Consider the following 12249-nt stretch of genomic DNA (forward strand, 5'->3'; position numbering starts at 1 on the left):
GGTTATTGCCACGTCGGAATAATTGACCGCTCAGGAAAATCGGTAATGTGATTATTCCCACAAGTGGATCAAAAAGCGTCAAATTGTTGCCGGGAGGGAATGTATCTACATTGCAGAGCTGTCGAGCAGCCGTGCAATCTCGCTGTTGCCCTTGTGGGTGATGTGAATGCTGAGGTTGTGGGGTACTCCTGTTTCGATGGCGCCCGCAATGTAACGATCGGAGTTTTTCGCACACATATTGTTGTATTTGGTAGCACCATTGAGGTCGTAGAAATCGACGCCGTTGTCGCGCGCTGCTTGGTACATGTTGCTGTTGATAAACTTCTCGGCGTTATGAACCGTAGCCAGGTAGTCGAGATTAAAGCCCGGCCCGCTGTTATTGATATCCGTTCGCACTGGGCATAGTGCTCCATTCGGGGCCGAGACTGCCGGATAGGAGACCACGGTAATCTTCGCATTCGGGGCCGCCTGCCTAATGCGGTTGATGTTATCGCGCATCCCGCGGGCATAGTCTTCGCCCAGTATCAGGTCGCTGCTGGCGCCCGTGACGGGATTATCCATCATCAAACTAGGTGCGTCATTGGCGCCGAATTGAATCAGAACATTTCCGGTGCTGGCATTGAGTGCATTGGTATCGATCGCATGTCCAACTTGGGAGTACATATTGCTTCGTTGGGACTCGCCACCGGCTTTTGCTGAAGAGCACGCCATATTCACGACGTTGTGCCCAAGGGTTTTAAGCTCATTGCCAATATTTGACTGTCCCTGGGGACATCCCTGCGGTGAGGGGGCGCCTGGTTGTCCTTGGTAGAAGATTTCGCTGGATCCGGGCATCGCCTGCACGCCGCCTACCTGGGCGTAGGTGGGGTTGGCAAAGAAAGAATCGCCGAACATGACGACATTGCTCGCTGGTGCAGCATTGGCATGCGTCGCGGTCAAGGTCAGGGAAGCGAACGTGGCAACAACAGCGCCAAGTATCTTTTTAACTGGGTGCATTATTAACAACGCCTCAAAACAAAATAGGAATTACGTACTTAATCACGTAAAAATAACACATGCCGACGCCTTTGTCGGCATGTGTTAGGTAAAGCTTGGGCGTTTCTCTTATTTCACTTAGTTAAACTCCAGCCCCAGGAGTGCGTTTTCGGTGACCTCAGGCAGGGCTGGGTGAATCCAGTATTGCTTCTGTGCGAAGTCGCGAACATCCATGTCGAAGGCCATGACGGTAATCATCTGCTGAATCAAAGTGGATGCTTGAGGCCCGTAGTAGTGCGCACCGAGGAGTTTGCCGGTGTTCTTGTCGGCAATCAGTTTGCAAATGCCGTCGTTGTCTTCCATCGCCCAGCCATAAGCCACGTCGCCGTAGTTTTGAACCTTGACCGTGATGTCGAGATCCATGCCTCGGGCTTGTTCCTCAGTTAGGCCGACGGTTGCAATCTGCGGGTGGGTAAAGATTGCAGAGGGGACATGATCGTGTGGCATCGGCACCATGTCATCAGGGTTGAGCATGTTGTGACGCACGGCCTTGGTTTCCGCGTTGGCCACGTGCTTGAGCATGTAGGGCGAGGAGACATCGCCAAGCGCCCAGATGCCTTCTGCGGTGGTGCGGCCGTAGTCATCAACCTTGATGCGGCCATCGTTGTGCATGTCAATTCCAGCAGCGTCGAGATTCATCTGGTCACCGTTTGGAATACGGCCGGTGGCGACGAGAATGGCATCGGCGTCTAAGGCTGCGCCATTGTCGAGGGAGACCTTGACGCCGGTGCTGGTATTTTCCAAGTCGTTGACATTGACATGCGTGATGACATTGAAGCGCTCACGAGCCTGCTTGTTAAAGCGTGAGGACAGATCGGTATCCAGCCAGCGCAAAAGGGTCTCGGAGCGGTTGACGATGGTGACGTCGGTGCCAAGTCCGGCGAAGACGTGTGCAAACTCCATGGCAATGAAACCGCCGCCGACGATGACCAGGCTCTTCGGCTGCTCAGGCAGGCGCATGATGGTCTCGTTGGTGTGGTAAGTTGCGCCGGATTCTGCAATAGCTTCCGGGATCTGTGGGCGTGAGCCAGTGGCGATGATGATTTGATCGCCGGTGATTACGTCATCGCCGGTCTTAATGGTTTTGGGGCCAATGAATTCGGCACGCTGATCGTAGACCGTGATGTTGGGGGTTTCATCGCCACGGCGGTAGGCCTCGCCGCCTTCAGCGATCTTATCGATGCGGTTGGTAAAGACGCGATCAACGATGGAGTCCCAGTCCACGTTGGTGACTTCACCAGTAATACCGAGCTTTTGGGAGTGCTCGGTCTGGTGTGCGACATCGGCGGCGTAGACGTACATTTTGGTGGGGATGCAGCCAACATTCATGCAGGTGCCGCCGAATTTATCTTTTTCAATAATCGCGATCGATATATCATCGTGCTCTGGGGTGGGAATGGAGTTGCCCGAGCCGGCGCCGATAATAATCAAGTCGTAATGCGTCATTATTTTCCTTTACTATGCGTCTAAAAGTGTTTAAGACTAATTCTTCACGTGGTGGGTGAGGAACTTAGTGGACACCGCGAATGCTTCCTCACGTGCAGGGCGAAGGGAGAGAAATACGTCATGCCGCGCTCCTAAGATAGTGTACACGTCAACATCTTTTCCGAGGTGAGGTGCCCAATGCTGCGTCTGTTGTACATCTAATACTGCATCGGCAGTATCAGTAGCTGCCGAATAGGGCTGATTTAGATGTGAGCGCGCAGATGTTAACACTAAGGTTGGAACCCCAACATCGATGTTATCGGTGTGGACTAAATGCTGACCATTAAGTACAGCGCGTAACCAGCCCAAATATTTCCGGTGACCCCCGAGTGGCTTGAGGTGCAGGTCGTAGTTCCATTCGCCGTGGTAGTCGGCATGGATGGATTCGCCAAAGGCTTTGAGTCCGCCGCCGGGGATAGCGACGCGAGGCGCTATTTGTCCCAGGACATTGATTATTGGGCGCACCAGGCTGATTTGGAATTGGCTGAAGTTCATCAAATCGAGCCACGGGCTGTCTAGGACGAGCGCTGGAACTTTATCGCTGGATAGTTGATTAAGCCACATGGGAACAATGATGCCGGCGGTGGAGTGCGCGATGGGAACCATGCTCGGGTGGTGCTGTGAGATGACCTCAAGCGCCGCGTCCAGGTCGGGGAAATAGTATTCGAGGTCAGTGACGTAATGCCACAGTTCGCCGTCTTGTCGCGCGCGGCCACATTTGCGCAAGTCGATCGAATAGAAGGCATAGCCTTGCTGGTGGAAATACTCGGCGACGTGGGATTGAAAGAAGTAGTCAGTCATGCCGTGGACCCACAACAGGGCAGGGCGGTCTTCGATACTTTCACCGTTTGGTTGGTATCGAACTAATACGGCGCGGATATCGCCGTCGCCATCTGGGTCTTTGTCCAGGGGAAGGGTGAGGGCTTGAAAGTCTTCGCCCAGGATATCGGGCCGCCACTCGGGTTGTTGCTCCATGAAGACAAATATAACGAATTTAAACTACTGGTGCTGAAGTTAATATCGTGAAGCAATTATTGTGAAATTCGATTTATCGCCCAGGCTGAATCTCCTATTTAGAACCCTAGGGCGTATGGTTATAGGTGATGCGTGCTGTGTGCACGACTATATAATTAATAACTTTTATTCGATGACGAAGAGGTAATGTCTGGTGTCCCCCGCAAAGAATGCAGGCCAAGCAGTTGATACCGTCGACGTCGCACTAGTTGGTGCTGGCGTCATGAGTGCGACCCTGGGTGCAATGCTCAGGGAATTGGAGCCAAGTTGGACTCAAATGATCTTTGAGCGTCTTGACGGCCCGGCTCTGGAATCGTCTTCCCCGTGGAATAACGCTGGTACCGGCCACTCCGCATTGTGCGAGTTGAACTACACGCCTGAAAAGGGCGGCAAAATTGATATCTCCAAGGCGATGCACATCAATGAGCAGTTCCAGGTGGCACGTCAATTCTGGACCCACCAGGTCAACAACGGCATCTTGGCGGATCCTCGCGAGTTCATTAACCCAGTGCCACATGTGTCTTTTGCACAAGGCGAAATTCAGGTTGACTACCTCAAGCGTCGCTATGAAGCGCTGAACGGCAATCACCTCTTCCCAGACATGCAATTCAGCGATGACCGCGATGTCTTCAATGAGCACCTACCGCTGATGGGCCGCGGACGTTCGGATGACAGCAAGGTTGCTATCTCCTGGACCAACGTGGGTACCGACGTGAACTTCGGTGCGTTGACCAAGCAGTTTTTGACCGCAGCTCGCGCTGCCGGCACCGAAATCCGTTATGGACACGAAGTCACCAAGATTAAGCGCAACGGTGCGGACTGGCAGGTCTACACCAAGAACCTGCACACCGGTGATACTCAGGTCGTCAATGCGAAGTTCGTCTTCGTTGGTGCGGGCGGCTACGCCCTCGACTTGCTGCGCAAGGCTGGCGTTCGCGAGGTCGCAGGTTACGCAGGCTTCCCAGTCTCCGGCCTGTGGCTGCGTTCAACCAACAAGGACTTGGTAGAAGAGCATAACGCGAAGGTCTACGGCAAGGCAGCGGTGGGCGCTCCACCAATGTCGGTTCCTCACTTGGATACCCGCGTTATTGATGGTGAAAAGAGCTTGCTCTTTGGCCCATACGGTGGCTGGAGCCCGAAGTTCCTCAAGCAGGGCTCCTACTTGGATCTGTTCAAGTCCATTCGCCCGGATAATATCCCGTCTTACCTCGGTGTTGCTGCACAGGAGTTTGGTTTGACCAAGTACCTGGTGCAGGAAGTGCTCAAGGACTTCGACGACCGTGTTGAAGCACTGCGTGAGTACGTCCCAACGGCTGACGCCAAGGACTGGGAGACCGTGGTAGCAGGTCAGCGCGTGCAGGTGATTAAGCCAGCAGCAGCTCCACGTTTCGGTTCCCTGGAATTCGGCACCACCTTGATCAATAACCCAGAGGGCAATATTGCGGGCTTGCTCGGTGCATCACCAGGTGCATCGATCGCCCCAGCAGTCATGCTGGAATTGCTGGAGCGTTGCTTCGGCGAGCACATGATCGGTTGGGCAGACAAGCTCTACGAGATGATCCCGTCCTACGGTGAAAAGCTCGGCAAGAACCCGAAGCTGTTCGATGAGATTTGGGAGATTACCCAAAAGACTCTGCAGCTGGATAACGCTCCGGAGTTCTAAGTTCCACAGAACGTAATAAACCCTTCGAGATCCCCCGGTTGTGATAAATCGGGGTGATACTCGTGGGGCTTTTTTACTGCCTCAAGCAACTCGAAGTAGTAGGAAAGATCACCGTCGGTTGCCAATTTCAGCGCCCGGTCGAGTGGCTCATTTCGGGGAATAGTGACCGGCGCATTGGGATCACGCTTGTGGTTTTCGACGGTGATATCACCGTCAACTTTTTGCGCATCTTCGGAGTCCAGGGCCGCATTCATCACATCGGTAAACTCCCCCATGGTGGAGTTGGCGATATCGACTGCGGTGTTCGGGTCTTCATCGAAAAGCGGCAAAAGCGTCTCAGCTAACCGCGCGAGGTTCCAGCCCAAGATATTCGGCTGGTTGCCATAGCGGTAACGGCCTTGCGTATCGATGGAAGAAAAGAACGTGTCCTCATCAAACTCTTCCATAAATGCACACGGGCCGTAATCGATGGTCTCACCGGACAACGTGGTGTTATCGGTATTCATCACGCCATGGATAAAGCCCAGCCGCTGCCATTTGGCCACGGTGCGCGCTTGTGCCTGCATGACTTGGCGGAAAAGCCCTTGGTAATCCTCGCCGGGGTAGTGCCGCTGGATCGCGTAATCTGCTACGGGGCGAATCTGGTCGGTCATCGCGGCATATTGCATGGTGCCCACCCGCAGGTGACTCGCCGCCGTGCGCACGACCACCGCAGCAGGAACCACGCGATCGCGTTGAATCTTGCGGCCTGTGCCGATGACAGCCAGCCCGCGCGTGGTGGGAACACCCAAAGCGTGCATGGCCTCGGAGACCAAGTACTCGCGCAGCATTGGTCCAATGGCACCTCGGCCGTCAGAACCAGGGCGCGAAAATTGGGTGCGGCCGATGCCCTTGGCGTGAATGTCTTGGCCGTTGGCCTCTCCCAATAACAGCGCGCGGCCGTCGCCTAAAACAGGGGAGAGCTGGCCGAATTGGTGCCCCGAATAAGCCTGGGCATAGGTGTCGCCCGATTGGCCAAGAAGGAGCTTAAGCCCGTCCGCAGACTTTAGAAAGTCGACGTCGAGGCCAAGCTCTTCGGCTAATGGTTCATTGAGTACCACCAAGCTGGGATCAGGTTGCTCCTCACCGGACGCAGACTTGACCATCTCGGGGAGGGCATGTGCATAGGTGTGTTCTAGTTTCATAGGGAATTTCCACTCGTTAAGGTGCCGGAGATGCGAATGTGGACGCTGCCGCCAATCCAAATTTCTTTGCCGTCATCAAAGACATGAACCACCCCAGCGCGGCCCAACTGGGAGCCCTGGGTGGCGGTATAGGACTCTGGCACTAATTTCCGCTCACGCATAAATTGCGCGACAGAGCCGTTTAAAGAACCGGTCACGGGGTCTTCGAGACCAAACATAAAAGCACGGACTTCGTATTCCGGGCCTTCACCGTCGGAGAGTCCCACCACGCCGACTTTTTCCGCGTGGCTGGTTTGCGGCTTGAGCTCACGCACCGCCTCGGCATCGCGAAGCTGCAGAATCTTCCATCCGGGTCCGTTATCACCCCAGCTATGATCCACAACTTCCGAGGGGTCAACATTTAAGGCCGCACAGGCGCTCGCAAGATCGTCGTTAGTCAACGGACCAGACTTGAGCAAATCTGGCGTAGCGAAGGAGAAAATCTTCTGTTTATTTCCCTCATCGTTGCGAATAGCTTCTTCTTGAATGGTGACAAGCCCCAGCGCGCACTCTTGCACAATGCGGCCGTGCTTGTGTGGCTCAATACCCAAAGAACGCCACGCGCGAGCACTGCCTAGGGTGGGGTGGCCAGCGAAAGGCAGTTCCTCGAACGGGGTGAAAATACGCACCCGGTAGTCGGCAGAAGACTCGGTGGGAGGAAGCAAGAAGGAAGTCTCAGAGAAGTTGATCCAGGAAGCAATGGCTTGCATTTGCTCAGTGTCTAAGTCACCAGCATTGGCGATAACCGCCAAGGGGTTGCCCGAAAAAGGGGAGGTGGCAAAAACATCAACTTCAAAATACTCGTGCTCCATGTCCCATAGTCTAGGTCACTGCCATGGTCCGTCGGCAAGGGATTTACTATTTAAAGTCGTGACCGTTAATTATTCTCCGTTTACGCACATGGCTGATGGCACCATCAAACAAATCAACCCCCTGCTGGGCACTGAGGTGTGGACTGTGCCGGGCCGTGGGAATCGTCCCTTGGACCAGCCACAGGCCATGACAGACAATCACAGCTGTGCCTTTTGCTGGGATCGCAAGCGTGAGACACCACCGGAGAAAGCTCGCATGCTTTCCGATGCCACGGTGTTGCGCCACGTTCCCGCCGCAGAATTAGACGCGACCGATCCGGATTTTCGCCGGATTCCCAATCTCTTTGAGATTGTCACTTTCGATTATTGGCATGCCAACTATGGGACGGAAGCCGATGCAGAGCTTATCGATGCTTACCTGGCCGAAGACAGCGGCTATGACCACGTTAAAAGTGTCGTCGAAGCAAAACTGAGACGGCAGCTCGATGGTGAGGACTTGAAGCTTGCCGCGCGGGCATTTTTCTCCGGTAGCCATGATGTCATCGTCGCGCGTCGGCACCATGGGGGTTCGGGCTCATTGAGCAAAGACGAACACGCGCGGTTTATCGCTTTTACTATCGATGCGATGCGCGATTTGTATGAGAAAAACCCATACGCGAAATACGTCGCCGCATTTCAAAATTGGCTAAAACCAGCGGGCGCGTCCTTTGACCACCTGCATAAGCAATTAGTCGCCATCGATGAGCACGGTCCCGAACTGCGCAGCGTGGAGCGAGTACCCAATGTCTTCGAGGAGCGCGGAATTGAGCTTGCACGGAAACACGATTTAATCATTGCGGAAAATGAACACGCCGTGCTTTTCGCGGGCATCGGGCACCCGTATCCCACCTTGGAGGTCTACTCCAAAGCACCTGGGCGCCCGTGGGAGCACAGCGCGGCAGAGGTGCGCGGGTTTAGCGATGTCCTACACGCCGCGCACAGGGCGATTGGTGCTGGGGTGCCGTGCAATGAAGAATGGCACCACCAGCCCCGGGATGTGCACAGTCCGATGCCGTGGCGTGTGAACCTTAAACTGCGCACATCGACTCTCGCTGGTTTTGAGGGCAGCACGCATATTTATCTCAACACGATTTCGCCGTGGGACTTAAAAGAGAAAGTCTTGGAGGGCTTAGACAACCATCGTTAGCTGAGTGCCGTTGACTTCTGTGAACCGGAAGCCAGGGGTGTCCATAATGTCCTCGATGGAGTGGAGATCTTTCCCAGCGATGGCGCGGGCGAGTTGTCCTTTGTGGAACTTATTGAAGTGGGAGATCACCTTGCCCTCGGAATTTTCTACGCGGACAGTCACGGCGCTCTTGACGCGGCCAAGTGCTTGATAGGTGCCCGAGCGCAGGTCGATGATGAAGTCATCTTCCGCCTCGAGTGCTTTTGTAATGGAGTTGCCCCACCGGGACTTCATGGTGGCATCGTAAAGCTTTGTGCCCCCGGATAAACGATAAAACGGAATCATATCCCGCGGGCGCACGACGCCGAATAGGGCTGAACCGATAGCCAATTGATCCCAGGCTTTATCTGACAGAGTTTTCGCATCTAAAGCGTCGTATAAAACCCCGGTGTAGCGATATAGCGCGGGCATGGTGGGGCCAGTAAGTAACTTGGAATTTTCCTCTGCCTCCGCGCGCAATGCCTCAGAGATTTTTAACACCTTCATTGCTTCATCGACATCGTATTGTCGCAGGATATCAATGATATTTTGCCGGTTGTCGTGCAACGATGGAAAAGAAAGCGACGCTAAATCTAGCGGATCGCCGTCGCCACCGAAAGCTTTTGTTTCACTAGGAGGGAGGATAATGAGCATGCATATACAGTAGCCGTGTATTTTAGGATCATGATTACTCGCCTTTCTGAGCTGTTCTTGCGTACCCTTCGGGAGGATCCCGCAGAAGCTGAAGTCCCAAGCCACAAACTGCTAGTTCGCGCAGGTTATTTGCGACGTGCCGCACCTGGCATTTATTCCTGGTTGCCGCTGGGACTTCGTACCCTGCGCAAGATCGAGGACGTAGTCCGCGAAGAAATGAATGCGATCGGTGGCCAAGAGCTACTTTTCCCCGCTTTGCTGCCGCGCGAGCCTTATGAACTTACGGATCGGTGGACCGAATACGGTGACAACCTCTTCCGCCTCAAGGACCGCAAGGGTGCAGACATGCTGCTGGGCCCAACGCATGAGGAAATGTTTGCCCAAACGGTCAAAGACTTGTACTCCTCCTACAAGGATTTCCCCGTCACCCTGTACCAAATCCAAACCAAGTACCGCGATGAGGAGCGTCCTCGTGCCGGCATCTTGCGCGGGCGCGAATTCATCATGAAGGACTCGTACTCCTTCGATATGTCTGATGAGGGCCTCGATAAGTCCTATGCTCGCCACCGCAAGGCGTATCAGAAGATTTTTGACCGCTTAGGCATCGAGTACGCGATTTGCCAGGCAACCTCTGGCGCCATGGGTGGCTCGGCGTCCGAAGAGTTCCTGGCGGTCTCTGAAGTCGGCGAAGATACCTTCGTTCGCGCCACCGACGGCGACTACGCCGCCAACGTCGAAGCCGTGGTGACCCCAGTTCCAGCAGAGATTGATTACTCCAACCTGCCGGAGGCCAAGGAGTATGACACTCCTGATTCAGAGACTATCGACACCTTGGTCGAATGGGCACGTTCTGAAGGCATAACCATCGATGACCGCGAGGTCACTGCCGAAGACACCCTCAAGTGCATGATGGTCAAGATTGCACAACCAGGCGAAGAACCAGAACTCGCCGGTGTCTTGATCCCAGGCAGCCGCGCGCTGGCACCGAAGCGTCTGGAAGCTGCGTTGGAACCGGCGACCTTTGAGCTGGCCACCGACGCCGACTTCAAGGACAATCCATTCTTGGTCAAGGGTTATGTGGGCCCACGTGGGCTCAATGCCAATGGCGTTAAGGTCTACGCCGATCCGCGCGTGGTCTCTGGTACCTCGTGGATCACTGGTGCAGATGCGAAAAACCGCCACGTCGTTGGTTTGGTAGCAGGCCGCGATTTCCAGATCGATGAATTCGTGGAAGCCTCCGAGGTCCACGAAGGCGACCCAGCTCCAGAAGGTCAGGGCACCTTGACGCTCAAGCGCGGTATTGAGCTTGGCCACATCTTCCAGCTGGGACGGAAATACACCCAGGCCTTTGATGTGCAGATTCTGGACGAAAACGGCAAGCGTGCCATCCCCACCATGGGCTCTTATGGCATTGGTGTCTCGCGCATGATGGCGGTGTTGGCAGAACAGCGCCATGACGAAAAGGGCCTGAACTGGCCGCTCGATGTCGCGCCGTACCAAGTACACGTGGCGGTAGCCAACAAGGACGAAGATGCCACCAAGGCCGGCAACGAGCTGGTAGAAGCTTTGGATAAGGCAGGCGTCGAAGTGCTTTTCGATGACCGCCCGAAGGTTTCTCCTGGCGTTAAGTTCAAGGATGCCGAACTACTCGGCATGCCATACTGCGCGATTTTGGGCCGTTCTTTTAAAGACGGCATCATCGAATTGCGCATTCGTGGCGGCGAGACCCTCGAGGTCCCCGCCGAATCCATCGTGGACGAATTGCTGCAGCGACTGGGACGCAAGTAGTCCGCGGTTAAAGTTTTGCGGCAGCATGAATGAGCCAGCTGCGCCACTGCGAATCCTGCGCGGTGACAGCAGCTGCCTCAAAGCTATCGCGGCTTGATTGCACGAGCTCATCAGCAAATTCTTGAGCCGTGGAATCATCCGGCCAAGTCGCGGTGTATGCCGGATCCGCTACTGGAGCATCTTCGCCGATAAATTCTTGCAGCTGCACAATGAGTTCTTCGTGCGCAACGGTATCGACATCCGCGCCGTGCGCCTCGGCAACATCGAGGCCGTACACGGTGGAATATTCAAATTCCAACAGCCCGCGCGCCTCACCGAGCATGTCTTCATCGGGTGTTTCGGGGAGAGCCGCATTGCCATCGGCAAGCGCGATGGCTTGATCGATTAATAGTGGGCGGGAATCTTCCGGCGCTTTCTCGGCGAGTTCGACGAGCTGCGCAACCGCGTCCTCGCGAGAGCCTGCCGGACCTGCCGGGTCTGTGTCATCGATAACGCAGGTATCTGGCACCTGGCCATCTTCTTCCAGCCCGCAGAGACGATTGATTTCTGCAAACAGTTCCTCTGATTGCGTCCGGCGCAGCTGCGCATAGGAGGAATCTTCGGATTCTTTCGCATCCGCCTGCGCAGTTTGGGCAAGCTCCACTAAAGCGGAATCGGGCCGTGGGCCAAAGAAGTCCACGACGGCACACGAAGACAGCAGGGGGACGCATACAAGAAAGGCTGCAAAGGTAAGTCGGCGATTCACGTGGAAGACCTTACCTGCTCCCCGTTAAGCTATTGGCTATGGCTTTCCCAAGTGAACAAAAGTTAGAAGATTTCCTCACCCCGATTTTAGCCAAGCACGACTTGGATGTGGAACAGATTAAAACCACCAAAGCGGGGAAGAAGTCCCAAGTAGTCATCCGTATTGATGGCGAAAAGCGCCCGTCTTCGGATGTCTTAGAAGAGATGTCGCGCACTATCGGTGACGCCTTCGACGCCGCCGAAGAAGCTGGCGAGCTCAATTTCGGTGCCGGCTACACCCTGGAGGTCTCGACCCCTGGCGTGGACCTGCCGCTGACCGCACCGCGGCATTTTCGCCGCAATCGGGGCCGCAAGATTAAGTCTTCGCTGGGTGAAGTACGTATTGGCGCTCTCAGCGAGGATGAACAGAACGTGATTGTTGTAACAAGCGCCCGAGATATAGCCAAGGTACAAGTACAGCGATTGGAAAACCTTGTGGGTTCAGTGGTAGAAATTGAATTCGCACCTGCTCCCGCCGTGGAGCAGGATATCGTCGAGCTCAGCTTCGACGCAGCCCAAGAATTGGCTGCTGAAGACTAAGCTGACCGCTTGGATGGAACACGAGCGGTTATTGTTGGAAACGTTGAA

11 protein-coding genes are annotated in these 12249 nt (G+C 54.9%); 4 read left to right on the plus strand and 7 right to left on the minus strand.

The genetic code is table 11. The annotated features are described in order from the left end of the window. Nucleotides 1–105: 105 nt before the first annotated feature. The 3 genes from CAMM_RS05595 to CAMM_RS05605 all read right to left on the minus strand — a co-directional run bounded on the left by CAMM_RS05595 (nt 106) and on the right by CAMM_RS05605 (nt 3495). Nucleotides 106–996 (minus strand): GDSL-type esterase/lipase family protein, encoded by an 891-nt coding sequence (locus CAMM_RS05595; protein WP_003845405.1) that lies wholly within the window; start codon nt 994–996, stop codon nt 106–108. Between the two features lie 117 nt (nt 997–1113). Beyond that, nucleotides 1114–2481 carry a mycothione reductase gene (gene mtr, locus CAMM_RS05600; RefSeq protein ID WP_003845406.1) on the minus strand — a complete coding sequence of 456 codons (1368 nt, stop codon included), beginning with the start codon at nt 2479–2481 and terminating at the stop codon, nt 1114–1116. A gap of 36 nt (nt 2482–2517) precedes the next feature. Continuing rightward, entirely contained in the window at nt 2518–3495 is a 978-nt protein-coding gene (locus CAMM_RS05605) for an alpha/beta hydrolase (protein ID WP_003845408.1), read from the minus strand. Nucleotides 3496–3688: 193 nt separating this feature from the next. On the opposite strand from CAMM_RS05605, the gene mqo reads away from it, so the two are divergent. After that, nucleotides 3689–5197, plus strand: coding sequence for a malate dehydrogenase (quinone) (gene mqo, locus CAMM_RS05610; RefSeq protein ID WP_003845410.1), 1509 nt, complete (start codon nt 3689–3691; stop codon nt 5195–5197). Here the strand turns inward: mqo and CAMM_RS05615 are convergent. Together CAMM_RS05615 and CAMM_RS05620 are read right to left on the minus strand one after the other, a co-directional pair. Next, complete coding sequence (locus CAMM_RS05615) at nt 5194–6381, minus strand: protein adenylyltransferase SelO family protein (protein WP_003845412.1); 1188 nt, start codon at nt 6379–6381, stop codon at nt 5194–5196. The two genes, mqo and CAMM_RS05615, sit on opposite strands and share 4 nt — an antisense overlap. Next, nucleotides 6378–7232, minus strand: coding sequence for a PhzF family phenazine biosynthesis protein (locus CAMM_RS05620; RefSeq protein ID WP_003845414.1), 855 nt, complete (start codon nt 7230–7232; stop codon nt 6378–6380). The genes CAMM_RS05615 and CAMM_RS05620 overlap by 4 nt, the downstream gene beginning before the upstream one ends. Before the next feature lie 58 nt (nt 7233–7290). Between CAMM_RS05620 and CAMM_RS05625 the strand changes: the two genes are divergently transcribed. Then, a complete protein-coding gene (locus tag CAMM_RS05625) occupies nt 7291–8418 on the plus strand; it encodes a DUF4921 family protein (RefSeq protein ID WP_232051041.1) in 1128 nt (375 codons plus the stop codon). Here CAMM_RS05625 and CAMM_RS05630 read toward each other — a convergent pair. Continuing rightward, nucleotides 8401–9090: a YaaA family protein gene (locus tag CAMM_RS05630; RefSeq protein WP_003845416.1), complete on the minus strand. Its 690-nt coding sequence runs from the start codon at nt 9088–9090 to the stop codon at nt 8401–8403. The two genes, CAMM_RS05625 and CAMM_RS05630, sit on opposite strands and share 18 nt — an antisense overlap. Nucleotides 9091–9120: 30 nt before the next feature. Between CAMM_RS05630 and CAMM_RS05635 the strand changes: the two genes are divergently transcribed. After that, entirely contained in the window at nt 9121–10878 is a 1758-nt protein-coding gene (locus CAMM_RS05635; protein ID WP_003845418.1) for a proline--tRNA ligase, read from the plus strand. Nucleotides 10879–10885: 7 nt separating this feature from the next. On the opposite strand, the gene CAMM_RS05640 is transcribed toward CAMM_RS05635, so the two are convergent. Continuing rightward, nucleotides 10886–11623, minus strand: coding sequence for a hypothetical protein (locus CAMM_RS05640; RefSeq protein ID WP_232051042.1), 738 nt, complete (start codon nt 11621–11623; stop codon nt 10886–10888). A gap of 38 nt (nt 11624–11661) precedes the next feature. On the opposite strand from CAMM_RS05640, the gene rimP reads away from it, so the two are divergent. Next, nucleotides 11662–12201 carry a ribosome maturation factor RimP gene (gene rimP / locus CAMM_RS05645; protein ID WP_003845421.1) on the plus strand — a complete coding sequence of 180 codons (540 nt, stop codon included), beginning with the start codon at nt 11662–11664 and terminating at the stop codon, nt 12199–12201. The last annotated feature ends 48 nt before the right edge of the window (nt 12202–12249 follow it).

It is taken from the genome of Corynebacterium ammoniagenes DSM 20306 (assembly GCF_001941425.1).
Classification (GTDB): domain Bacteria; phylum Actinomycetota; class Actinomycetes; order Mycobacteriales; family Mycobacteriaceae; genus Corynebacterium; species Corynebacterium ammoniagenes.